Below are 23180 nucleotides of genomic sequence, written 5' to 3' on the forward strand. Positions count from 1 at the left end.
CTGCAAATAATTTAATGGAAAATGGCATGAACCAATTAGATTCAGTCCTTGGCTTATTCAATACACCTCAGCCCCATTCATATCAGATAACTCCATCTGGTACGGCGAAAAGTTAAAAACCTACTGTAAATTATATCAAATTTCCATTTGGAACCAACAAAAAAAGCAGCTGATCACAGCTGCCTTCTTGTGAAAATCAATGCTTTATCTCGTTGTGCTAATCAACAAAGTATTCGTCTTATGTACCGCATGGGTTCGACAATCACTTCCCGGCAACCTTGGCCTGTTTTGGCATTCCTGCCCCTGCCTCTGCCTCTTCCGGTACGATTAGACGTTTGCGTAATGCTAATGTGGTTAACCAGGATACAATCGCGATGACGAACATGATGACAAACAGGGAATGCAGACTGCCTTCCAGCACATTCCGAAGCAATGCCCATTTGTCATCCGACAAAGCAGCGTCCGTATGCGGTGCGAGCAGCTCATTCAAGTCACTTTCGGAAATGCCGGCATCGACCAGGTGCTGTTCACTGGATAATTTCGATATCCGGTAGTTCAACCATGTGCCAAATACGGCCGCGCCAATCGTTTGTCCCAGAGTACGCATGAACGTATGCAGTGCCGTTGAAGATCCGCGTTCCTGATATCCTACAGAGGACTGTGCAATGATGGTGAATATCGTAAACGCAAATCCAAAGCCAAGTCCGTAAATAAAGGTCAAAATAAACAGCACGGCCTGCGGGGATGTTCCCCCTACCAGGAAAAGTCCTCCCGAGCCAATCGCGATTCCGGTCAATCCAATGAGTGCAGTCAGACGTGACCCGATTTTCATCAGGAGACGACCCGCCAGCACGCTACCGATTAACCAGCCTACGGACATCGGCGCGAGCAGCAGTCCGGATTCAGTCGCGTTGCCTCCGCGAACGCCCTGTACCCATAACGGTAAATAACTGGTCAGGCCGATCATCAACGTGCTGGTGAGCAGTCCCGCAATATTGGCAACGCGGATGTCCCGAATACGGAACAGATGCAGTGGAACCATTGGCGCCTGGGCTCTTTTCTCAACGACAAAGAATAAGATCATGAATACAACAGCAACTGCACTCAGCCCCAAAATGAGCGGAGAGCTCCAGGCATAATACTGCCCGCCAGCTGACAACACAAAGAGCAATGCCGTTATGCCCACCGTGAAGGTCAGCGCACCGATGTAGTCGATTTTGGCGGTACGAGGTGAGATGTCTTCCTTCAAATAACGAAATACAAACCACATGGCAAGCAGGCCAAATGGCACGTTGAATCCAAAGATCCACTGCCAACCGAGATTGTCGACAAAGTAACCGCCAAGCAGCGGCCCTGCCAGGGAAGATATGCCCCACACCGAACTGATCCAGCCCTGAATCTTGCCTCGTTCTTCAATTCGGTAAATGTCTCCAATAATCGTAAACGTAACAGGCACAACCGCTCCTGCCCCAATCCCCTGAATGGCACGGAAAATAATCAGCTGCTCCATATTCTGTGAGAAGCAGCACAGCAATGAACCGAGCAAAAACAATGCACAGCCAATCAGGAACACGGGCTTTCGGCCGTACAGATCACTGATCTTGCCAAAAATGGGCGTGCTGACAGCCATCGTGAGCAGATAAGCGGTAAAGATCCAGCTAAGCAGCTGCACACTTCCCAGCTCACTGACAATCGTTGGTCCCGCCGGACCAATGACCGTTCCTTCAATCGCCGACAAAAAGGTTGCCAGCAACAATCCCGCCAAGATGAAACTGCGTTTCAAACCTCCGGTTGTATTCACACAAACCCTTCTCTCTTTGTTCTCTATATAAGTAAAACAATCATTTACGCTTCCCACTCCGGGTCAGAACAATCTTTCGATCGCTGTTATGATGTAAATAAAAAATTAAACTTATATATTCTCTGTTTATTTTTTATGCTTGCGAAGCCACTCATCATACAGCAGGGAATACATCACCATATCCTTAAATCCGGTGGAAGTATGCTGTACCTGACGCAGCAGACCTTCCCGCGTAAAGCCGTTGTTGATCAGGAACTCTCCCGAGGCGGCATTTCTTGGATCCACCAATGCTTCAATCCGGTTAAGCCCCATGGTCTCATACCCGAAAGGCAGCATCACCGAGAACACTTCGGTCATATATCCATGCCGCCAGTAGTCACGACCCAGCTCGTAACCAATCTCTCCGCGGAATGCGCCTTCAAGCTGCCATGTATTGTATCCACAGCTGCCGATAAGACGGCCTGTTTCCTTCAGTTCGATGCCCCAGCGAATCGCCTCCTCTTCCCCTGCCATATGATTAAGCAATCCAATCATATCCGCAGCTTCACTTGTCCCGATCATCGGCGCCAGATTCATATAACGGGTCACCTCCCGGTCTGACCAGTATGCGAACATCTGAGCCGCATCCCGGCGGCGCATTTTGCGCAGACGAAGTCGTGCTGTCTCGAGTTCGGGAATTCTCCCTTTAGATTTATACATGAAAAGACACTCCGATCCGATCCATCTCTGCAGACCATAAGATTCAATAGTCATCTAAACATAACCTGCGCCGAATGGCAACAGTTCAGTCATCGGTTAGATATCAAAAAAACCGGGCCGCAAGGGTCCCGGTCTTGTTGTACGTATGATTCAATCGAGCTGTCCGTAACAGCTTGTCCTGCCAGAGTTTCATCTTCAGGCGGTTGAAGCCTTCTTATCCGCTCCCAGCAGCTCATCGCTGACCCGGCCAAGCACAGCCGTAATTTCCTTATACTCTTCAATGCCTGTCCCGGTCAGGCTCCACTGGTCGCCATGGGCGGTCAGGAAGTTCTCCTGCGTGAGATGTTCAAGCTCCTGCTTGATCTCCCGCTCGCCAACACGATAGCCGCGCTCCTCCAATAGAGGCAGTGCGTCACCAACGGTCAAATCCTGATTTTGGGCCAAATATAGAAGATGAATCCGTACAAAAAGATTCTGTACCTCTGCGTGCATAATCCAAACTCCTTCCAGGGTTATAGCCCTCCGTGATTGCTAAGTAATTACCCCGTGCGAGAAGCTGAGAAACAGGATGAATTTACAGGGGTTTCCCCTTCTTAATCAAAATTCTACCGAAATCCTCCGCTTGACTAAAGGCATGCACTGCACTATCTTGAAAATAAGTACCATTTTTGCTCGGGAGGGTGATTCACCATGTTTCAAGCTGTTTCCTATGAAGGAACACGAAGCGAGCAGCACACCGCCGTCCTGGGACAGTTAAGTGCTCTGATCCGCGATGAACCAAGCGCCATTGCCAATCTGGCAAACGCTGCGGCGCTGCTCAATGTATTTTTAACCGATACCAATTGGGTTGGATTCTACCTGTATGATGGCAAAGAACTTGTTCTTGGTCCGTTCCAAGGGCTGCCTGCCTGCATCCGTATTCCGCTCGGACGCGGGGTGTGCGGCACATCTGCGGCGGAACGACGTACACTCGTTGTAGACGATGTTCATGCTTTCCCAGGTCATATCGCCTGCGATGCCGCATCGAACAGTGAAATTGTCGTGCCCATTATCAAAAACGGCGAATTATACGGGGTGCTCGACATCGACAGCCCGATCAAAAACCGTTTTGACGACGAAGATCGTATTTTCCTGGAACAGGCCGTGAAACTGCTCACAGAGCAGCTGTAACCACGGTTCTGCCGAAGGTCATTGTACCTATAATAAGCAGGTTGTTACAGCAATACGTACTGAAGATAGCCAAAAAGCACAGACCAGTAGTGGTCTGTGCTTTTTGGCTTATGCCTTTACATCCATGTTCTGCTCGCCCATGGTTACTCTATGCATTTAGGTCAATTCCTGTTCCGCTTTGATCATCATGCCGTCTCGCAAAAATTCAGCCAGCTTCGGATGATAACCGTCGTACATTTGGCGGAAATTTTGATGCTCCACATACAGATTGCCCAAATCACGATAGATTTCGGCAGTAGGCGTGTAGTAATCCTTGACCCATTCGAGATGTCTGCCAATGATGTGCTGAACTTCCGGGGATTCAGGTGTCAGGCCATCTTCGATCGCCCGCTGCAAGTCCCGGTTGATTCGGTCTATTTTTTCCTGGGAATCCAGGTAATCTTCTTTGGTTTTGAGTTCCCCGTCATAAGATACGGCTGATTCAGATTGTGCTGGATGCCAGTTTTTCGTTATGACCGGTTCATGGCTCGGTGACTCCGTTGAATCAGGCAGCATACTGTGATGCCCTTTTTTGATAAAACCCTGATACAACTCCCGGACCTCAAGCTCATACTCTCCCTGCAAATGGGAAATGGTTTTGTCCAGAGTCTGGATCAAGCCATGCAAATGCAATGCTTTCTCGAGCAGCTGAATGCGCTGCTGCTGCATCATATGAATGATATCATGATGATCTTCCTGCAGCATGGAGCCGATCTCTTCCTGTTCCACTCCCAGCTCCTTACAGAACAGAATCTGCTGGAGCTTCAACAGCTCCGGTTTCTCATAATAAACTTCATTCTGGTCTCTACCTGCAAATGCAGGTGTTAGCCAACCTGATTTTACATATTGGCTCAATTCATTCAGACTGATACCGGACATGCCGGATACGTCCGCCATGGTATACGCCATTCGCAACACCTCCTGTCTACACTGCATTATGATTCAGGGTTATTCATACTGCTTTTATGTTGATTGAGTTAGGTACAAGATTGGGACAACAATTAGTGCATTGTTTTGCGGTATGTAAAGTATTTATACCCTCCTGATGGGATGTGAACCGGGGGTCAGTAGGGAAATCGAAAGTGTTTTCACTATTTCCTATCGATCCATACAGAAAGAGCCCCACACCAACTACATTGGGTGCGGGACCTTATTATTTCATGTTAGACAGGGCAAAACAGCCTGCTTGCAAATATCCTTAATTTTTATTGAACATGACAAACTTGAGTTCTGTCATTTCTTCAACAGCGTATTTGACACCTTCACGTCCCATACCGCTCTGCTTCACACCACCGTATGGCATGTGATCCACCCGGAACGTAGGAATGTCGTTGATCATGACCCCTCCAGCCTCAATATGATCAGCTGCATGCAGTGCAGTATGAATATTGTTCGTAAAAATACCTGCCTGAAGTCCATAGATGGAATCATTCACGTGCTCAATGCCTTCTTGGACCGAATTCACAGTGTTAATAACAACAATCGGTGCAAAGACTTCCTGGCACGACACCTTCGCATCACGCGGCACGTTAACGAGTACGGTTGGACGCAGCACGCCTCCTTCAGCCTCTCCTCCTGCGGCGACCGTAGCTCCTGCCTGTTTCGCTTCGTCGATCCAATCCAGGGTCCGCTTTACGTCTTTGGCTGTAATGAGTGCCGAAACCACAGTATCCGGGTTCAGCGGATCTCCTGTCACGACTTGTTTCGCTGCTTCCGCGAAGCGGCGTATGAATTCGTCTGCAATGGCACTGTGTACATAAATGCGCTGCAATGAAATGCATACCTGACCCTGATACGTAAAGGCACCTGTCACACATCTTGGGACCACTTTGTCCAGATCCGCATCCTGATCCACAATGACAGCTGCATTCGATCCAAGCTCCAGCGTTACCCGTTTCAATCCCGCCTGACTGCGAATGCTTGTCCCTACCGCTGGGCTGCCCGTAAATGTAATATGGGCTATGCGTGGATCGGATACGAGCACATCACCAATCGTTTTGCCATCCCCACTTACCACGTTTAATGCACCATCCGGCAACCCGGCTTCCTGAAGCAGGTTCGCGATATAGTAGGCAGACAACGGTGTCTGCTCAGCCGGTTTCAGAACGATGGTATTGCCTGCTGCAAGGGCAGGTCCAACCTTATGTGCCACCAGATTCATCGGAAAATTAAACGGCGTAATCGCCCCGATGACACCCAGAGGCTGTCGCATGGTATATCCGATACGCCCTTCACCGCCCTTGGCTGCATCCAGAGGAACGGTCTCCCCTGTGAGCCGCTTCGCTTCTTCTGCGGCAAAACGGTACGTTTCCACCGTACGATCCACTTCCGCAAGCGCAGCCGTGATTGGTTTGGCCGCTTCCAGCGCAATCACTCGTGCCGCCTCTTCCTTCCGCTCTTCCAGCAGGGTGGAGAGCTTGTAAAGGATGTCTGCACGCCGGTGAGCAGGCATGCTGCGCATCTCCTTGCCGGCCTGAACGGCAGCTGTTATGGCTGCTTCTGCCTCCTCCGCCGAAGCGGTAGACACTTCAGCCAATGTTTCTCCGGAATACGGTGCCTGAAGTGCCTTATATTCTACTGATTCCGTGGGTTTACCACCGATAAACAGATGTTGTTTTTTCATTATTGAATCCTCCAATCCATCATTGCTGCAAGTTTGACCTATGAAGTTACAGCGGGTCAAGTTCATGACAGAACAATCTTGTGATCGCAGTTATCCTTTATCTATTTATACACCACAGCAGCATCTTCAACCCAGCCTTAATTCCGGCAGTGCCCTATTTCACCGTTAATACCGGGCATGCTGCTTGTTTCAATACACCGTGGCTGACACTGCCAACGACGATTTCTGCCAGCACGCTTTTGCCGCCCGTACCCATGACAATGAGGCTGCACTCTCTTTCGCGCGACACCCGGCAGATCTCGTTTACCGGGTCCCCGGCAATGAGCAGTGTCTCATAAGGGATAGAATGTCCGGACAATAGCTGTTCTACCGGTGCAATAATATGCTGCCCTTCTTCCGCAATTCGTGCTTCCAGATCTACTCCCAGAGCCGGCTCATTCAAGGATACGGAAGGATTCACATGCACAATAATCAATCTGGCGGGATGCTTCAAACTTTCAGCTAAGTCAACAGCTGTTTCCAATGCCTTATGCGCATGATCCGACCCATCAACAGCTACTACGATTCGTTCCAGCATTTCAATTCCCCCATCCATTAATGTGTAATTGCTGCATCGATATCACGCAGATGTCTACGGCGTGCAAGCAGAACCACGACACCAACCAGTACCATCAATGCGCCAAAATAAAACGGTGTTTCCGGCAGGAACCATTCCGACAATTTACCTGCAAGCCAAGGTGCCAGCGCACCGCCAAGGAAACGTACGAAGCTGTAAGCAGCCGAAGCAACCGAACGTTCAACCGGAGCAGCCTCCATAACAGCCGTCGTAATCAATGTGTTGTTGATACCAAGGAATATCCCGGCAACGATAACAGCAACAATGACAGTTGTGGACGATCCCATGACTGTACCCACGGCCATAACAATGAGGTCAATCGCAAACAGGGTCAGCATCACACTCATGGAAGGAACCGAGCCGAATCGACGCTGCAGTCTTGGTGCCACGAATACAGACGTGATTGCAAGCATGAGGCCCCAACCGAAGAACACATATCCAAGTCCATGCTCATCCAGGTTCATGACATAAGGTGAATAAGCCATCAACGTGAAGAAACCAAAGTTATACAGAAAGGCCGTAATCGCCAGTGTTTTCAGAGATGGATAACTCAGCGCCTTGAACGGATCGGACAGGGAACTGCGTGTTTTCGGCTTGGCCATTTTGGGCAGCATAAACGTAATGCTGATAAAGGCAATCATCATCAGGACTGCAACCCCATAGAATGGACCACGCCACGAGATGGAACCAAGCTCACCGCCAAGCAGTGGACCTACGGCAATCCCAAGACCCAGTGCGGCTTCGTACAAAATAATCGCTTTGGCCGTCCCTGAAGTGGACAGACCAACAATCGCAGATAACGCTGTAGCGATAAACAAGGCATTACCTAGCCCCCAGCCTCCGCGGTAACCAACCAGGGCACCAACTGTATCTGATGTTCCGCCCAGAGCGGAGAAGATGACGATAAGTAAAATCCCGCTAAGCAGCGTCCACTTGACACCGATCCGGCTGGAAACAACGCCAGTAATCAGCATGGCAATCCCGGTTACGGCGTTATAGCTCGTAAAGAGCAGGGAAACCTGGCTTTTGGATGCATGCAGCTGATCTGCAATGGCAGGCAGGATGGGGTCAACCAATCCCAGTCCCATAAATGAAATGATACACGCGAAGGCGACAGCCCAGACAGCCCGTGGTTGGGACAGTAATCCTCCGCGTGATGACGGCAGTTCGTCAGGTAAGGATGGTTCTCTTTTCATACATGATACCTCCTGGTTATAAATTGAAATTTGATTGTAATACATGAAATTTTCATTCCGCTTTCAAAAGCAAGTGAAACAAAACGGCACAAAATGACACCGGATCACCCGGTGCTTGCACGATTTCGTTTGTATGGAGTGATGTGTTGCTCCCTTGCTTATCCGTCTTCGGGATGTTCCATAGATTCATTCTTCTGTAATCGCTGAATCCCGTTCTGCACCCGTTCTCGCAATTCCTCCAGCTCTGCCTGTACGGCATGAATACTCTGCAGTTTCTGTTCAATTAACTGTAGTTGACCACCCAGCGTTTCATCCATACTCGTGAGTTTTTCAATCCGTTCCTTCACTTCGGTTGTCTGCTGGTAATCAAATCGCTGCTCATTCAGCACATCAGTCGTTGCGATATACGTATGCAGTTCCTGTAGAGAGAAGCCAAGCACTTCCTTGGCACGGACAACCTTTTTCAAATAGTCGATATCCGCTCTCGTATACAGCCGCGTGCCACCGTCCGTCCGCTGAGGTGAAGGCATGACACCAATCTCTTCGTAATACCGGATGGTACGCTTCGTCAACCCACATTCCTTGGCTACGTCGTCGATCTTATACAAGCTCATTTCCTTCACCTCACTTTTAATATATCTATAATGTTATGTACATAATTATATATAATTATAACGTTAACGTCAACGTTAGATTTCAATCGCAGCAGCGCCATGAACCTCGCCGAACACAAAAAGACCCGCCTCCGCGGATCCTCTGCCTCTATCTTTTTTACATCGAACAAAGATTTTCTATGATGCACCTTGCTCGCTTTGCTTCCGCTTCTGAGCATGCTGTACTTCCTTTAAGCGCCCTTCCACTTTTGTAAACAGTCTGAACGTATAGAACGCAACTGCAAACAGACTGAGTACGAGAGCCTGTACATCGGTAAACCAGAATCCAAGAATACCAAACACCGTAATAATGACCCCAAACTGCATCATCAGGTTGGCGCTGTAACGCTGAGCTTCGTCCCATAAATCGGGATCACTCATGGCGCGCGGGGTACGATAACCATATATGCCATTAATCTTTTTCGGCGGTTTTTTGAACAGCATTAATCCCAACACGAAATAGCACACTCCGCATATTAACCCTACAATTGCTCCTGCCAAGTTGTTCTCCCCTTCTCTTCAAACGTGCCTCTAAACATGCCTGCAGCCATAAAAATAAAAAAACGGCTCTACGTATATACGAAGAGCCGCGTCGTTCGTTTCGAAAACTTAAATGTTCTTTACGCGCAGCACCCGCATGGCGTTCAGAACGGCCAGGACCGTTACGCCTACATCGGAGAAAACAGCTTCCCACATCGTAGCTATGCCGAACACCCCCAGCAAGAGGAAGATCACCTTAACGCCCAAGGCAAAACCGATATTTTGCCAGACAATCATTCGTGTCCGCTTCGCAATGCGGATCGCGCTTGCCAATCGGGATGGCTCATCCGTCATGATGACCACATCTGCGGCTTCGATGGCAGCATCAGACCCGAGTCCTCCCATAGCTACGCCTACATCCGCACGAGCCAGCACAGGTGTATCATTGATGCCATCCCCGACGAACACCATTTTCTCCTTCGGAGACTTGCCCGCTTCAAGTTCTTCCAGCCGTTCAACTTTGTGTTGCGGCAAAAGCTCAGCGTATACCTCATCGACTCCCAGCTCCTGGCCTACGGCTTCACCAACGGCTTTGGCATCACCTGTGAGCATGACCGTTTTGCGGATGCCAAGTGTCTTCAGTGCCTGTATCGCTGCTGCAGCATCATCCTTCACTTCGTCCGCAATGATTAAATGGCCAGCATATGCGCCTGCTTCAGCAACGTGTACCACTGTTCCCACCGTTTCAGGCTTGGTATAGAGAATACCCGCCTGTTCCATCAGTTTGGCGTTCCCTGCCAGCACCTCACGGCCATCCACACGGACTCTGATCCCATGCCCGGCAACCTCGTCATATCCTTCAACACCTTCTGTACGGATATCTTGGGCCCAGGCTGCACGAATGGATTCGGCGATGGGGTGATTCGATTGGGCCTCCGCGATCGCTGCGAGTTCCATCAGTTCACCTTCTGTACGTCCACCTTCCGGACGAATAGCCGTTACGTTGAATACACCTTTGGTTAGTGTACCCGTTTTATCGAAAACAACTATTTTCACATCATTCAATGCTTCAAGGTAATTGCTGCCTTTCACCAGAATCCCGTTACGAGAAGCAGCTCCAATCCCGCCGAAGAATCCGAGTGGAATGGAAACCACCAGTGCGCATGGACAGGAGATGACCAGAAAGACCAGTGCACGATAGATCCAATCGGCAAATGTTGCACCACTAAGCACGAGCGGAGGTACAAACGCAATCAACGCTGCAAGAATAACGACGACCGGCGTGTAATAACGGGCAAATTTACTGATGAAATGTTCCGTTTTCGCTTTGCGGCTGCTGGCATTCTGCACCAGATCTAGAATCTTGGATACCGTCGATTCTCCGAAGGTTTTGGTCACTTCAATCGTCAGCATACCATTCTTATTCACAAAACCACTGAGTACATCACTTCCAGGCTCCAGTTCCCGAGGGACGGATTCCCCTGTAAGAGCAGACGTATCCACCATGGAATGTCCTGCCTTCACTATTCCATCCAGCGGAACCTTCTCACCCGCACGGACAACGATGCGATCACCGATACGCACATCTTCTGGAGCGACACGCTTGGTCTCATCGCCAGAACCGACCAGAATATTGGCATAGTCCGGACGAATATCCATAAGCGACTGAATCGATTTGCGAGAGCGGTTAACCGCCATCCCCTGAAATAGCTCACCAAGCTGATAAAAGAGCATGACCGCTACCCCTTCAGGATACTCACCAATGGCAAAAGCACCAATCGTTGCAACCGACATCAGGAAGTACTCGTCGAATACCTGACCCCGAATAATGTTTTTGAACGCCTGGAGAACGATATCTCCTCCTGCGATCAGATAAGCGACTACATAGAGAGCGAGCTGTGCCCATCCGTCCAGTGGGGACCAGATGGCCGCAGCAAGTAGGGCAGAGCCAGCAGCAAGCCTTGCAAGCAGCACCTTCGTCTGTCCTGCACCATGCTCGTGCGAATGCCCGGCATGCGCATCATGATCATGTGAATGACCGTGATCATGCCCGGCATGACTGTGATGATCATGCGCATGATGATAAGCACCATGACCATGGCTATGGTGCTGCGCTCCTTCATGATCATGGTCATGAGAATGACCTGTATGTTCGTGATAATGTCCTTCGGCCGCAGTTCCTGCATGTGTGTGCAGTTGGCCGTCCAATTGATCTCCCAGCCCAGCAGAAGCCTGATTGCCGAGCGGTGGTCTCCCTTTTTCCGAGATGCGAATGTGCGGCTCAAGCCGCAGGACCTTACGCTTCGCTTCTTCCAGAACTTGCTCATCCATATCGGAAGTTGTATGCACCAGTAAGGTTTTGGTTACGAAATTAACGGAGCAATCCGTGATACCCTTGATTTTTTTGACACCATTCTCAATCTTCAGCGCACAATTGGCACAATCCAATCCATCCAGCAGCAGTTCCCGTTTCACCTGTTCCTGACCGGTTCCCATGTGAATTCTCCCCTTTGCAGTTCGAAGCAGCATGAACATTTTAATTGAAATTAATATATGAGCAATCATTCATATGTTTGATTAACCCTATTATATGCACGCCTAAACTGGAGTGTCAACGATTGATGTTGATTTTACAGACAGAATATGCTAATAGTAATCATTTCGCTTTAGACGTTTTTTGGATATAATAGGCGTATAGTTGCTAGCATAGGCGGTGATAGGAAATGGAACAACCGGTTAAAGCGCCAGCGGATTGTGATGCGGCCTGCTCGGGAACGGAAGCGGACGTAGAGTCTATCCGCACTTCCCTTATAGATCGGGAGACTTCTTCCGAGATGGCGGATTGGTTCAAGGCGTTCAGTGACCCAACCCGACTACGTATTATTGATGCGCTGTTGCAGAAGGAATTATGTGTACATGATCTTACGGTGCTGCTTGATATGGGACAGTCGGCCATTTCACACCAGCTGCGTTCACTCCGCAACATGCGGATCGTCAAGCGCCGCAAGGAAGGCAAGACGGTGTATTATTCTCTGGATGATACGCATATTGAGCAAATCTTCCTGCAAACGCTCCAGCATATTAAACATGGCTAGGCGTAAGCCTGCCTGTTCAGACAAAGAGAACCCCCGTCTTTCGGCTGCTGCCGATGACAGGGGTTCTCTTTTGTTAAGGGTACCGTTTTCCACATGCAATACCTACAGTAAATTGTTTTTGTTTGGATCATACAGACCGGAACGGCTCTTGAACCAATTGAAGATGTGGGATACACAGACCTTAAGCACCGCATAACCCGGAACGGCCAGCAGAATGCCCACCACACCGAACAGATTGCCTGATGTCAGAATGACAAAGATAATTGTGATCGGATGAATCTTGAGCGTTTTGCCCATGATCTGCGGAGAGATAAACTTCCCTTCAATCAACTGCACAATTGTCCATACCGCCACCATTTTCAGCAGCATCACTGGAGAAGTCACCAGCGCCACAATGAGTGCAGGCGTAATCGCAATCGCAGGTCCCAGATACGGCACCACGCTGGTAAAGGAAGCGATAATGGCCAGAATCAATGCGTAATCCAGTCCAATGATCATATAACCGATATAGAGCAGGATACCGATACAGAAGCTCACGATAATTTGCCCGCGAATGAACGAACTGATCTGGTGGTTAATGTCGTGAAGTACCTCCATGGCACCCGTACGGCTTTTGATTGGCAGAAACGACAGGATCTTCTCCGGAAGCTTCTTCCCGTCCTTAAGCAGGTAGAACAGAATAAATGGTACCGTTACAATGGATAATACCGTTTCGGTAAAAGCGCCAAGGAAACCACCGAGTTTGTTCCAGGTGGAATTCAGAATCTCTGTTGCTTTCTCGGAGATCGTTCCCCACCAATCCTGCCAGTTCATGTTCACCGTTTCCTGGACCTGACTGAACAGCTGACTGCCCGTAAGCTCCTCGAACTGCTGTCTGACATTTTCACTATACATCGGGAAATTGGCGATAAGCCCCATAATCTGATTGCGGAGCACTGGAATGACTGCCAATACCACAACCGTCAAAATGCCGCCAATCGCGAGGTATAGGATCAGTATCGACCATCCACGCTTAATCTTCCACTTTTCCATCACATCCACCAGCGGATTCAGCAGATAGTAGAGGATACCAGACAGAATGATAGGCAGTACAATCGTCTTGATTAGCACCGCAACTGGATGCAGTACAAAGGATATCTTCGTTAGCACCATCACGTTTAGTCCGACCAGCAGCAGAATCAGCAGAAATAGGACAAACTTGTTGTTCAGAAAAAACCGCTTAAACCGATCCGGCCAAATGCGGGGTTGTTCGGGTTGCTCCATGGGCATGTCTTCCTCTCTTATGTATCTGATCATGATAAAAAATAAGCTTTCATACTGCATGCCTCATGCACATGCGAATAAAGAAACTTGTACAAGCCAACATATGTATAATGCTCTTGGTTTATACGTACGGCTCTTTTAACCGTTTCAAAATAGACCGTAATGTCATTTTACCCTAAAAAATCAGAACTGCCTCATATAATCATTGGGATGAGTTCTTGATAATTAAAAACGGACCGCCTCTTGCGAGAGCGACCCGTTATTGAATCCAATATTCTAATCCTTGTTCATGTGCTGTTAAAGTTATGCTTTACCCGCCAATTGTGCGATCAATTCATAAGAATGCAGACGTGCCTGATGGTCATAAATCATGGATGTAATAATAAGCTCATCCGCTTGTGTCTGGGTAATAAATGATTCAAGCTGTCCACGTACCGTCTCAGGTGAGCCGTTTACGGCTGCTTTCAGCGTCTGTTCCACTCCAGCTCTCTCGCGGTCGGTCCATTTGCCTTCCATATCGGCTGGTGGCTGTACCAGTCCTGTTGTCCCGCGGATGATGTTCAGGAACTGCTGCTGCATCGTTGTGCCGAGCCATGCTGCTTCTTCATCCGTATCTGCAACAACTGCATTCACACCTACAATAACATGCGGCTCCTTCAGTGTGTCGGAAGGCTGGAAGCTGCTTCGATATGTTTCAAGGGCAATGCGAGTATAATCGGGCGAGAAGTGGCTGGCAAAAGCAAACGGCAATCCAAGCCGCCCTGCCAAACGTGCACTGAAATCACTGGAACCGAGCAGGTAAATTGGGATGTTCAACCCTTCACCCGGCACCGCACGAACAGGGGCATGATAGGATGTAGCAGATGCATCGAAGTACGCTCTCAGCTCAGCCAGCAATTCCGGGAAGTCTTCTCCGCTGTTGAGATCTTTGCGCAGTGCAAGAGAGGTACGGCGGTCACTACCTGGTGCACGGCCCAGTCCAAGATCGATACGGCCCGGATACAGGGATTCCAATGTTCCGAACTGCTCAGCAATAACGAGTGGTGCATGGTTGGGCAGCATGATGCCACCGGAACCGAGACGAATCGTATTCGTGCCACTTGCCAGGTATCCGATCACTACGGATGTTGCGGAAGAAGCAATACCGGGCATATTATGATGCTCAGCTACCCAGTAGCGATGGTATCCCCAACGCTCCGCATGCTGTGCCAGATCCAGACTGTTCCGGAGCGCATCTGCGGGTGTAGCACCCACAACGACAGGAGCCAAATCCAGGATGGACAGCTTAACGTCGCTAATATGTTGTTTATGGGATGAAACTTGATTATCAGTAGTCATTATGAGAAGTTCTCCTTTGGTGAGATATATTTTTGTATATCCAGATATATAGATGTAAAAACACATAGAAATAGGAGTTACCGCATTATTCTTCGCCGTTTACATCCGGACGGAATCCCCGCCTGCTGCTGCATTCTTGCTTCCGTCCTGGCGTCCGGCTTTATAACTCGTGCTGTACATACTCGGCAAATTGACGAATGGTTTCTTCGTTGCGGCGATAATACGTCCACTGGCCCCTGCGCTCGGAGAGCAGCAGCCCGGCTTTGAGCATGGTCAGCAAATAACTGGATATGACGGATTGAGCCAATCCAGCCTTCATCTGAATGGTTCCGACACAGATCCCGCTCTTCCCTCCATCGGGATGCTGGGACAATTCCAGAGGTGAGAAATGCTGCTCCGGATCTTTGAGCCATGACAGTATCTGCCTGCGTGTCTCGTTGGACAAAGCTTTAAATATGAGTAAAGGTTCCATGGGTAAGATTATACCCCCTTTCTTCTATTTTGCAAACCAAACAGGTCGATTCATCGTCCGAATCGACCTGCCAATTGTTGCATTAGTATTCGTTAGAATTTGGTGCTTACCGTTTGCTTCACTTGCTCCAGCATGGATTGATAAGCCGCATCATCCAGATATCCGATACTGCCAAAGAACAAATGATCCACGGATTCAATGCCTACGAAATCAAAGATTCCGACATCGGAGGTCATTTTCATACCGGTAGTCATGCCAATTTGGTCATATATGTCACTAGGCGTTCCGTGTGTATTGATAATCAGTCCTTTTTTGCCTGTTAACAGCTTCTCGATTCCTGCTTCGCCTGAAGCATAAGCAAAGCCATATGCAAATACCCGGTCAACGTACCCTTTCAAAATTGCCGGCAGCCCAGTCCACCAGATTGGGTAGATAAACGTAATTGCATCGGCATCCGTGATAAACTTCTGCTCTGTCGCAATATCCTGTGGATTCTGTCCTGCGCGCATGGATGCCGTGTCAGCTGCGCTCAATACAGGCTGAAATTCCAGGGCATACAGATCACGAACAACAACCTCATGACCTTGGGCTTCAAGTGCTTCTACAGCTGTGTTTAGAATGGCGCGATTGAAGCTGTCTGCGTGGGGATGTGCATATACGATAAGATGTTTCATAATAAAGTACCTCCAGGTTTTTGTTATATTATGTTGCAGTATAGTGGAGCAATTAATACTCACTAGACATATTCATAGATATCTATTCTTTTGTCCAAAAAAATTTTTTCTTTTTTTATAGCTTATGGACAATTCCAATCAACAGACTCTCCAGCTGTTCCGCTTGCTCATCTGTCATTCCACCATAGAACATGTCCTGAATCGTTTCCGATACCTGTTCAAAAATGGGCTTCAGCTGCCGTCCTTGCTCTGTGAGGCGAATCAACGTCACCCGGCTGTCTTCCACACTCTTGCTGCGTTCCACATAGCCCAGCTTCTCCAGCTTGTTCACAAGCACGGTGACTGTTGGTTGTGTGCGATGGACACGTTCAGCCAGCATCTTGATGGACAGTGAATCTTCACGGTACAAAAACATCAAAATGTCACCGTGGGATGGAACAATCCCCGTAACGTCATGCTGCTCCAGTTCCTGAACAATGCGTTTGTTTACATGATCCCTAATCCTTGCGATTAGTGCAATTGCATTATATTTTGGCATGTCCTCATTATACATAGATATCTATATATAAGCAAGCTTCATTTCTATAGAAGTTTTATATGAGCGTTGGCATTTGCAAAAGCAGCCCCTGCTACCTCCTTGATGTAACAGGAGATAACCGAGGCTTACTTCGGATGATTTTATTTACTCAATCCATTGTGTAATCTTGTCCAGAGGCTGCCTTGACTTTTCGCGTTTTGGTTCCTCTGCACGATAGCCAAAAGCCGCCATCATCGAAATGTCCCACGCTCCATCTTCGAGCAAACCTTCTTCTTCGAGAATACGATGTACATCCTGGTAGCTGAAACCTTCAATCGGGCAAGAATCGATGCCAATAAGAGCTGCCGAGGTCATCATATTGCCGAGTGCAATGTAAGTCTGTTTGGATGCCCAATCGAATAGCGTTTTTGGGTTCTCAAGCAGACGCTGATTGTTTTGAAAATTTCCATATGCCGCACTTGTTAACTCGAATACATCATCCGGCATCCCCTTAATCTCTTTGAGCATGTACTCCGCATAAGGGGAATTATAACTTGCATCGGTCCGGGCCAGGATGACCACGAAATGGCTCGCCGTTGCCAATTGCTTCTGCGCTCCAGAGGATACTTCAGACAAGCGCTGGCGGAGCTCTGGTTTTTGCACAATCAAGAACTTCCATGGCTCGAATCCGATCGAACTCGGTGATAACCTTCCTGTTTCCAGAATAAATTCAAAATCCTCCGCTGTAATTTTGCGTGAATCGTCAAATACCTTCGTCGCATGCCGGAAATGATACGCGTTCAAAATTTCTTCCTTTTTCATTGCTTGTGTTGTAGGCTCCATGAAACTCCACTTCCTTCTCTTTTATTATTGAATGGTATGCTGACTCTCGGTGTCTTCATTATTTTCATCATTTGCTTAAGTATTAGTTTAGAATCTATAACCACAAATTAAAAGTACGCACATTATTGTTTCTCAGTATTTAAAAGTAAGTATTGTGTTGTTACAAAGAAAAAAGCTGCTTCGAGAAGTTGATTATTCTCCTGGGCAGCTTGTTCCATACCTTGTATGCTTTACAATTGTTCCATGAATTGAAATTCCGAGATGACTTCATAGCCTTCATGCCGAAGCAGAGCTGATGTGACACCTTCACCTTGTACCTTGTGATTAGCGAAGTTACCATCATAGATGGCTTGTGTGCCGCAGGAAGGACTGAATTCCTTCAACACAATGCAAGTAACGTTGAGTCTTTTGGCCCATTCCAGCGTTTGATAGGCTCCCTTAATATACAGTTCTGTAACGTCCCTGCCACCTCTCTCAATCACCTGGGCTGTGCCTGCGAGCACATCCTTACCTGTACCTCCGATAACTTCTGCCGGTTCCCGCGGAGTGGAGAATCCACCGAGCAGTTCCGGACAGACCATCAAGGCCTGCTCTTGCGCTACGAGCTCCTGAATCTTCTCATCCAGACTCGCTGTTCCGTTGTAACGGCAAGCTACTCCTGCCAGACATGAACTCACCAAATATTTCATTATGCTCTCCTTATGTTCAATTCCTCAGCTATTAGGATTGTACCATACGGATTAAACTTAAAGATCTGATATTGTAATCATGGTAATGCGTGCATCTTCTTCATAACGAACTTGAATCATATTGGCCATCTCTTCCAAGCGGAATGTTGCCATGCCAATATTCTTTGTATCCCGCTCAAAGACATATTTATCAAGATCAATATCGAACATTTTTTGGATTATCGGTGCTGCATTCTGCCTGATTATTTTTTCGTCCATGTTACTCAACTTCTCAAAGTAGAGCTCATACTCCTCACCAGTTTCGAGTTCTGGAACCCCCCTCTGAAAATCCATTACAGTATATTCATTGCTATATCTCCCACCAACACTCCTTACCAAATACCGATCACCAAAATAGAGGGCCGTTGTTTCTTCAAGCTGCTTATCATTTTGAGTAAACGTTACACTTTTCAAAGCTGGTGCTGGCTCACCAGACAAGGCTTCAATCGAGCTTCTCGCATTGGTTATCAGATCTGTGGACACTGTGTCGCTACTCACTGTACCAGAAACCGAAACTGCTTCATCCCGTGTCCACTCAATGCTGCCACTGCCCTTCCCGTTCTCCAAAAATAATGTGGTGAACCATACAGGCTTCTCCTGACCCTGCTTCATCTTCACATAACGTCTGGCTGAGATCGGCTTCAACGTTGGATCACTGTTAATTCCTTTAAGAAGCCCAGGGACTTGACGCAAAAATCGGTGCTCAAGCTCATTCCCAGGCATCTCACTTCGCATATCGGCTTCAACCAGTGCTCCAGTCTTCCCATCCAGCCACATCTTGGCATACTCTGATTTATTCACGTCGCCAGCCTCGATATATACCCAGCCGGTAATTGGCCCTTTCTTAGCATAATGGACTTCCAGTTGTTTACCTAGATAGTCTCTCATCGACATAGCCACAGTTTGCTTCATCTCACTTGTTAGCAGGTTCATGCTAGGGTCATCTGAGAGCTGCAGAGCAGACACAGGATACACCCTCTCTACAATGGGCTCCAGAACCTGTCCATTCCATAAGATAGCTGCTGCTGCTGCTACCGCAACTGTCGTCACTACAACAACTTTCCGGGGACGTGAACGAGCAGTGCGACGGTTCCGCTTCATAATCTGTTGTTTCTGTTTGTGATCTGGAGCATCATTGACATGTTCCTCACCCGTTTTCATCCATTCCACCTGACGAAGTACATTCTGCTTGTGCTGGTCTTGAAAAGGAGACGATGCAAACGGCTCCTTGCGGATTTCTTTTTCCCAGTCTTCATCCTTGAACCTCATCTATTTCTCTCCTCCCATTGTTTCCGCACTTTATCTTTGCCCCGTGATAACCTCGATTTCACCGTGCCTGTACTGATTCTCAGCATTTCCGCAATTTCGTTCATGGTGAGCTCATACTTCAGATGCAGCAACAAGATCTCACGAAACTTATCCGGCAGAGCCATGACGATGTCCCATATTTCATGTACATGCTCCCTACTTATTACCTCGGCTTCAGCTGAGGGATGGGCATAATGTGCAGGCGTCATCTCACGAATATGTGAAGGACCCTGTTCTGATTCAATCGGTAGTGTCTCCCCCCATAAACTGCTGCGAAAAAACCTCGATTTCCGGTATGTAAATGTCGTATTTCTAGCAATGGTGAGCAACCAGGTTTTCAGGGAACACTCCCCGCGAAAGTGTTTAATCCCGGAATATGCCTGAATAAATACTTGCTGTGATATTTCGTCTGCCTGCTCTGTACTTCTGGTCAAAAAGTAAGCATAGTTCCACACATCATTCCCATAGTCATCCATCATGCTGCTGAGTGTGTAATTGTCGATCGTCTGGGCCTGGGCCAGAAATTGATATTCCAACGGATGTTCACCTCACTTAATAAGACTGTATCCATTCCGGTTTGGTTCCCGATCCGATCATTTTCTCATTTCCTTTTCTGAAATTAAATAAAATAAACCAGCAGGGTTCCAACGATCTGAACCTACTGGTTAAGCCCTCTTCAGGCTATGCCGCCTAATACTAACCATTCTAGTCAACTTACAGATAGCTCATGCTTTAACTGCAGCAATCATGAGAAACATGGGACGACGATTCTCGTCTCGCATACCCGGGAATTGATCCATCATCTCAGGCGAAGGTTTGGACTCAGCCACCTGCTGAATCACAAATCCCGCCTGGATCAGTTCATTCAGATGGGTTGCCAATGTCCGGTGGTACTTAACTACGTCCTGATTCAGAAAATTGGTAACACGCTTTCCCTCCTGATGATAGTCATCCACAGGCCAATGCATAATCTCACCTTGAGGCCCATAGTGCCAATCCTGCGCAGCACGAGCCGTGAAGATCGGATGTTCCACTGAATATACCAATGTACCACCCTCGACAAGACAAGCATGGATTTGAGCAAATACCTGATCCAACTGTTCAATGTAGTGCAGTGCAAGCGAGCTAATGACCACATCGAATTGTTCAGGGGCAAATTCAATATCTTCAATGGCCATATGCCTGTACTCAATTCGTGAATCATCCGTCATCTCCCGTGCACGCTGCAGCATATTCCCAGATAGATCCACGCCAATAACTGATCTGGCCTGCTGCTCCCGTGCGTATCGGCAATGCCAGCCAAAGCCACAGCCCAGATCCAGTACATTTTTGTCCTTTAACTCAGGTAACATGGTTCGCAGTTTATACCACTCACCTGCCGCCTCAAGCCCTTGAGTAGAACGAGCCATCTGACTATAGTTGCTGAAAAATTCTGACTCATCATATTTGTTCTGCTTCACAAACAGATCCCCCTTTCTTTATTAAAAAAGATTACAGTAACTCTACTACATAAACGAGGTTTTGGAGGAAAAGTTGCCAAGCAAATTCGTCCCGTGTTATTATACAGAACGAACGTTCAGTATTATTTATCACAGAATGAACATTCAGTTTATTAAATGGAGGTTATTATGAACACGAACTGGACGCATCCCCTCGAAAGGCAATCTGTAGGAAAAGCTTTTGTAAGCTACCTTGTGCCATCCATACTTGGGATGCTGGTCATTGCTTTTAATTTTATTATCGATGGCATCATGGTTGGGCACAAACTTGGATCCACTGCGCTCGCCGGAATTGGTATTGCTTCACCGGTATACACCCTTTTTGTAGCGATGTCGTTATGGATCGGCATGGGCGGAGCTACCCTGTATTCCAACCATATGGGTCAAAGGGATATGACCACCGCCAAACAAATATTCACGAAATCAATTACGATTATTCTGTTAATTACGATGGCTATAGGGTATACCGCATTCACGTTCAAGGACCAACTGGTCTATGCTTTGGGTGCCAATGCAGAGACGTTTCCCTATGCCGCTGACTATATAAACATCATGCTGTTGTTCGGATTTGTCTTCACCATTGAAAATGCCCTGACGATCTTTGTCCGTAACGACGGTGATCCCAACACCTCCATGTACGCGCAGATCACATTTGCCGTAGCCAATATCGTTCTTAATTATGTAACGTTGTATGTACTCGAATGGGGTGTGCAAGGTGTGGCCATCGGTACAATCGTCTCGGCATCCTTAGCCCTGCTTGTCCTGTTGTCTCACTTTTTCAAAAAATCCAATAATCTTGTCTTCACTCGGTTCAAATGGAATACGAAACTGCTCGGAACCATTGTTCTTATTGGTTTTCCCAGCTTTCTTGCCGAACTTGGCATGTCTGTCTTCTCCATCTCACACAACATTTCACTGGACCGGATCGCAGGTACGGATGGTGTAGCATCCTTTACGGTACTGAATTATATCCATGGTGTAGTTTTGCTTGCTTTTCTGGGTCTGGCTTCTGCTGCCCAACCTCTGGTTAGTTACTATCATGGAGCCAAACAGATGGCGCGTGAAAAACAAACCATTCGCATAGCCTCCAGAACGGCTCTGGCTTGTGGTGTCATACTGCTGCTTGTTGTGCAATGGGGAGCACCTTACTTCGTTCAGATCTTCGGAAGCTTCAGTGAGAGTGTCACAAGCAATGCCGTGTACGGTTTAAGAATATTTACTTTTGCCTACCTGTTTATGGGGATCAACTTTGTCATGAGCACCTATTTCCAATCGATAGGGAATGCCAAAATGGCGATCTGGATCACGGCTGCACGGGAGATGATCATCATGATTGCATTCATTGCAGTCCTTCCATCTTTCTGGGGCGTTACGGGTGTATGGCTTGCTGTTCCTCTCTCCGAGATGCTTGTTCTTGTGACCATCGCTATTTATTATAGGAAACGTACTGTTTCGGAGAGGATTCATAGTCTGATTATTGAATAGATGTTAACTTTACAGTTAAAAGACCTGCCTAATCCATGGATTAGACAGGTCTTTCACATCATATTCAGTTGAATGTCATAGAACGCGAATTAATTAATTCAAATTTGGGATTAACCCACTTTCCCCAACTATATTCGAATATCGAACCTGCCATTGCTGTCCGTTGTTGCGTCGAGCCCATACTTGTTCAGAATTTGTATAGATCCCTATGGTACAGTTGAATGATTAACCTGATTGGATGGTGCACGAACGAATGGACAAGGCATACTTCGAAGAAATGCATAAACTTGGGCATGATGATGAATTAAGATATCGGCTTCTTATTAGAGGCGTTAAACAATTATTAGAGAATCAGAAAAAGGAGCGCATCAAACGCACCCGATTGCTCAATCTCCGCAAGAAAAAAGAGCCTCAGGCTGCTAACTGGTCGTAAACATATAAGAAGTCACAAATAGATAAGAATTTCATCTTAAGTAAAAAAACAAATGATTTAGTGCAACATCCCCACCGGGTAGGTCCCTATTTATTTCTTAACTAAAATTGTGTTTATGAGTCATAATATAAGGAGGCCCTATTCTTATTGAATAGGGCCTCCTCTTTATTTATTTAATAGTCATTCTTATAATAATCATAATTGAATATAAAATAAAAACCACCACCGAATATCATCGGCAGTGGTTC

Annotated in this window: 24 protein-coding genes; 4 read left to right on the forward strand and 20 right to left on the reverse strand. The window is 47.5% G+C overall.

Going from position 1 to position 23180, the window contains the following annotated elements; translation table 11 throughout:
- Nucleotides 1-262: 262 nt before the first annotated feature.
- The 3 genes from PIL01S_RS27085 to PIL01S_RS27095 all read right to left on the reverse strand — a co-directional run bounded on the left by PIL01S_RS27085 (nucleotide 263) and on the right by PIL01S_RS27095 (nucleotide 2992).
- Nucleotides 263-1783: an MDR family MFS transporter gene (locus PIL01S_RS27085; RefSeq protein WP_246058577.1), complete on the reverse strand. Its 1521-nt coding sequence runs from the start codon at nucleotides 1781-1783 to the stop codon at nucleotides 263-265.
- Between the two features lie 144 nt (nucleotides 1784-1927).
- A complete protein-coding gene (locus tag PIL01S_RS27090) occupies nucleotides 1928-2500 on the reverse strand; it encodes a GNAT family N-acetyltransferase (protein ID WP_127540787.1) in 573 nt (190 codons plus the stop codon).
- Between the two features lie 195 nt (nucleotides 2501-2695).
- The gene (locus PIL01S_RS27095; protein WP_095293227.1) at nucleotides 2696-2992 is read right to left on the reverse strand and encodes a hypothetical protein; all 297 of its coding nucleotides are present in this window, start codon (nucleotides 2990-2992) and stop codon (nucleotides 2696-2698) included.
- A 198-nt stretch (nucleotides 2993-3190) separates the two neighbouring features.
- On the opposite strand from PIL01S_RS27095, the gene PIL01S_RS27100 reads away from it, so the two are divergent.
- Nucleotides 3191-3670, forward strand: a complete 480-nt coding sequence (locus PIL01S_RS27100) for a GAF domain-containing protein (protein WP_127540789.1) — start codon at nucleotides 3191-3193, stop codon at nucleotides 3668-3670.
- 156 nt (nucleotides 3671-3826) lie between these two features.
- On the opposite strand, the gene PIL01S_RS27105 is transcribed toward PIL01S_RS27100, so the two are convergent.
- The 7 genes from PIL01S_RS27105 to PIL01S_RS27135 form a co-directional block, all read right to left on the reverse strand.
- Nucleotides 3827-4618 (reverse strand): MerR family transcriptional regulator, encoded by a 792-nt coding sequence (locus PIL01S_RS27105; RefSeq protein WP_164764363.1) that lies wholly within the window; start codon nucleotides 4616-4618, stop codon nucleotides 3827-3829.
- Between the two features lie 289 nt (nucleotides 4619-4907).
- Nucleotides 4908-6332 carry an aldehyde dehydrogenase family protein gene (locus tag PIL01S_RS27110; protein WP_127540793.1) on the reverse strand — a complete coding sequence of 475 codons (1425 nt, stop codon included), beginning with the start codon at nucleotides 6330-6332 and terminating at the stop codon, nucleotides 4908-4910.
- 154 nt (nucleotides 6333-6486) lie between these two features.
- Nucleotides 6487-6909 (reverse strand): universal stress protein, encoded by a 423-nt coding sequence (locus PIL01S_RS27115; protein ID WP_127540795.1) that lies wholly within the window; start codon nucleotides 6907-6909, stop codon nucleotides 6487-6489.
- A gap of 17 nt (nucleotides 6910-6926) precedes the next feature.
- Nucleotides 6927-8144 carry an MFS transporter gene (locus PIL01S_RS27120; protein WP_127540797.1) on the reverse strand — a complete coding sequence of 406 codons (1218 nt, stop codon included), beginning with the start codon at nucleotides 8142-8144 and terminating at the stop codon, nucleotides 6927-6929.
- Nucleotides 8145-8302: 158 nt separating this feature from the next.
- A complete protein-coding gene (locus PIL01S_RS27125; protein WP_127540799.1) occupies nucleotides 8303-8758 on the reverse strand; it encodes a MerR family transcriptional regulator in 456 nt (151 codons plus the stop codon).
- 177 nt (nucleotides 8759-8935) lie between these two features.
- The gene (locus tag PIL01S_RS27130; protein ID WP_095362087.1) at nucleotides 8936-9298 is read right to left on the reverse strand and encodes an SdpI family protein; all 363 of its coding nucleotides are present in this window, start codon (nucleotides 9296-9298) and stop codon (nucleotides 8936-8938) included.
- A gap of 108 nt (nucleotides 9299-9406) precedes the next feature.
- The gene (locus tag PIL01S_RS27135) at nucleotides 9407-11773 is read right to left on the reverse strand and encodes a heavy metal translocating P-type ATPase (RefSeq protein ID WP_127540801.1); all 2367 of its coding nucleotides are present in this window, start codon (nucleotides 11771-11773) and stop codon (nucleotides 9407-9409) included.
- Between the two features lie 227 nt (nucleotides 11774-12000).
- Here PIL01S_RS27135 and PIL01S_RS27140 point away from each other — a divergent pair, with 227 nt between their 5' ends.
- Entirely contained in the window at nucleotides 12001-12372 is a 372-nt protein-coding gene (locus PIL01S_RS27140; RefSeq protein ID WP_095362085.1) for an ArsR/SmtB family transcription factor, read from the forward strand.
- Between the two features lie 102 nt (nucleotides 12373-12474).
- Here PIL01S_RS27140 and PIL01S_RS27145 read toward each other — a convergent pair whose 3' ends face one another.
- The 10 genes from PIL01S_RS27145 to PIL01S_RS27190 form a co-directional block, all read right to left on the reverse strand.
- The gene (locus PIL01S_RS27145; protein WP_095362084.1) at nucleotides 12475-13635 is read right to left on the reverse strand and encodes an AI-2E family transporter; all 1161 of its coding nucleotides are present in this window, start codon (nucleotides 13633-13635) and stop codon (nucleotides 12475-12477) included.
- Between the two features lie 303 nt (nucleotides 13636-13938).
- Nucleotides 13939-14973, reverse strand: coding sequence for an LLM class flavin-dependent oxidoreductase (locus PIL01S_RS27150; protein WP_127540803.1), 1035 nt, complete (start codon nucleotides 14971-14973; stop codon nucleotides 13939-13941).
- Between the two features lie 160 nt (nucleotides 14974-15133).
- Nucleotides 15134-15445 (reverse strand): ArsR/SmtB family transcription factor, encoded by a 312-nt coding sequence (locus PIL01S_RS27155; RefSeq protein ID WP_127540805.1) that lies wholly within the window; start codon nucleotides 15443-15445, stop codon nucleotides 15134-15136.
- Nucleotides 15446-15537: 92 nt separating this feature from the next.
- Nucleotides 15538-16119 carry an NAD(P)H-dependent oxidoreductase gene (locus PIL01S_RS27160; protein WP_127540807.1) on the reverse strand — a complete coding sequence of 194 codons (582 nt, stop codon included), beginning with the start codon at nucleotides 16117-16119 and terminating at the stop codon, nucleotides 15538-15540.
- Between the two features lie 115 nt (nucleotides 16120-16234).
- The gene (locus tag PIL01S_RS27165) at nucleotides 16235-16657 is read right to left on the reverse strand and encodes a MarR family winged helix-turn-helix transcriptional regulator (RefSeq protein WP_127540809.1); all 423 of its coding nucleotides are present in this window, start codon (nucleotides 16655-16657) and stop codon (nucleotides 16235-16237) included.
- A 144-nt stretch (nucleotides 16658-16801) separates the two neighbouring features.
- Nucleotides 16802-17479: an NAD(P)H-dependent oxidoreductase gene (locus tag PIL01S_RS27170; protein WP_127540811.1), complete on the reverse strand. Its 678-nt coding sequence runs from the start codon at nucleotides 17477-17479 to the stop codon at nucleotides 16802-16804.
- Between the two features lie 230 nt (nucleotides 17480-17709).
- Nucleotides 17710-18168: a 2-thiouracil desulfurase family protein gene (locus PIL01S_RS27175; protein WP_127540813.1), complete on the reverse strand. Its 459-nt coding sequence runs from the start codon at nucleotides 18166-18168 to the stop codon at nucleotides 17710-17712.
- Nucleotides 18169-18225: 57 nt separating this feature from the next.
- Nucleotides 18226-19476, reverse strand: coding sequence for a hypothetical protein (locus tag PIL01S_RS27180; protein ID WP_127540815.1), 1251 nt, complete (start codon nucleotides 19474-19476; stop codon nucleotides 18226-18228).
- Nucleotides 19473-20051 carry an RNA polymerase sigma factor gene (locus PIL01S_RS27185; protein WP_127540817.1) on the reverse strand — a complete coding sequence of 193 codons (579 nt, stop codon included), beginning with the start codon at nucleotides 20049-20051 and terminating at the stop codon, nucleotides 19473-19475. The genes PIL01S_RS27180 and PIL01S_RS27185 overlap by 4 nt, the downstream gene beginning before the upstream one ends.
- A gap of 189 nt (nucleotides 20052-20240) precedes the next feature.
- Entirely contained in the window at nucleotides 20241-20975 is a 735-nt protein-coding gene (locus PIL01S_RS27190) for a class I SAM-dependent methyltransferase (protein WP_127540820.1), read from the reverse strand.
- 168 nt (nucleotides 20976-21143) lie between these two features.
- Here PIL01S_RS27190 and PIL01S_RS27195 point away from each other — a divergent pair, with 168 nt between their 5' ends.
- Nucleotides 21144-22499 carry an MATE family efflux transporter gene (locus PIL01S_RS27195; protein WP_127540823.1) on the forward strand — a complete coding sequence of 452 codons (1356 nt, stop codon included), beginning with the start codon at nucleotides 21144-21146 and terminating at the stop codon, nucleotides 22497-22499.
- Nucleotides 22500-22752: 253 nt separating this feature from the next.
- Complete coding sequence (locus PIL01S_RS27200) at nucleotides 22753-22932, forward strand: hypothetical protein (RefSeq protein ID WP_127540825.1); 180 nt, start codon at nucleotides 22753-22755, stop codon at nucleotides 22930-22932.
- Nucleotides 22933-23180: the final 248 nt, after the last annotated feature.

The organism is Paenibacillus illinoisensis NBRC 15959, assembly GCF_004000925.1.
GTDB classification, from domain to species: Bacteria; Bacillota; Bacilli; order Paenibacillales; family Paenibacillaceae; genus Paenibacillus; species Paenibacillus illinoisensis.

Bases quoted from the DNA above. Each gene is read 5' to 3' on its own strand.
- PIL01S_RS27090 (WP_127540787.1), bottom strand. From the start codon at position 2,500: ATGTATAAATCTAAAGGGAGAATTCCCGAACTCGAGACAGCACGACTT.
- PIL01S_RS27095 (WP_095293227.1), bottom strand. From the start codon at position 2,992: ATGCACGCAGAGGTACAGAATCTTTTTGTACGGATTCATCTTCTATAT.
- PIL01S_RS27100 (WP_127540789.1), top strand. From the start codon at position 3,191: ATGTTTCAAGCTGTTTCCTATGAAGGAACACGAAGCGAGCAGCACACC.
- PIL01S_RS27105 (WP_164764363.1), bottom strand. From the start codon at position 4,618: ATGGCGTATACCATGGCGGACGTATCCGGCATGTCCGGTATCAGTCTG.
- PIL01S_RS27110 (WP_127540793.1), bottom strand. From the start codon at position 6,332: ATGAAAAAACAACATCTGTTTATCGGTGGTAAACCCACGGAATCAGTA.
- PIL01S_RS27115 (WP_127540795.1), bottom strand. From the start codon at position 6,909: ATGCTGGAACGAATCGTAGTAGCTGTTGATGGGTCGGATCATGCGCAT.
- PIL01S_RS27120 (WP_127540797.1), bottom strand. From the start codon at position 8,144: ATGAAAAGAGAACCATCCTTACCTGACGAACTGCCGTCATCACGCGGA.
- PIL01S_RS27125 (WP_127540799.1), bottom strand. From the start codon at position 8,758: ATGAGCTTGTATAAGATCGACGACGTAGCCAAGGAATGTGGGTTGACG.
- PIL01S_RS27135 (WP_127540801.1), bottom strand. From the start codon at position 11,773: ATGGGAACCGGTCAGGAACAGGTGAAACGGGAACTGCTGCTGGATGGA.
- PIL01S_RS27140 (WP_095362085.1), top strand. From the start codon at position 12,001: ATGGAACAACCGGTTAAAGCGCCAGCGGATTGTGATGCGGCCTGCTCG.
- PIL01S_RS27145 (WP_095362084.1), bottom strand. From the start codon at position 13,635: ATGGAGCAACCCGAACAACCCCGCATTTGGCCGGATCGGTTTAAGCGG.
- PIL01S_RS27150 (WP_127540803.1), bottom strand. From the start codon at position 14,973: ATGACTACTGATAATCAAGTTTCATCCCATAAACAACATATTAGCGAC.
- PIL01S_RS27155 (WP_127540805.1), bottom strand. From the start codon at position 15,445: ATGGAACCTTTACTCATATTTAAAGCTTTGTCCAACGAGACACGCAGG.
- PIL01S_RS27160 (WP_127540807.1), bottom strand. From the start codon at position 16,119: ATGAAACATCTTATCGTATATGCACATCCCCACGCAGACAGCTTCAAT.
- PIL01S_RS27165 (WP_127540809.1), bottom strand. From the start codon at position 16,657: ATGCCAAAATATAATGCAATTGCACTAATCGCAAGGATTAGGGATCAT.
- PIL01S_RS27170 (WP_127540811.1), bottom strand. From the start codon at position 17,479: ATGGAGCCTACAACACAAGCAATGAAAAAGGAAGAAATTTTGAACGCG.
- PIL01S_RS27175 (WP_127540813.1), bottom strand. From the start codon at position 18,168: ATGAAATATTTGGTGAGTTCATGTCTGGCAGGAGTAGCTTGCCGTTAC.
- PIL01S_RS27180 (WP_127540815.1), bottom strand. From the start codon at position 19,476: ATGAGGTTCAAGGATGAAGACTGGGAAAAAGAAATCCGCAAGGAGCCG.
- PIL01S_RS27195 (WP_127540823.1), top strand. From the start codon at position 21,144: ATGAACACGAACTGGACGCATCCCCTCGAAAGGCAATCTGTAGGAAAA.
- PIL01S_RS27200 (WP_127540825.1), top strand. From the start codon at position 22,753: ATGGACAAGGCATACTTCGAAGAAATGCATAAACTTGGGCATGATGAT.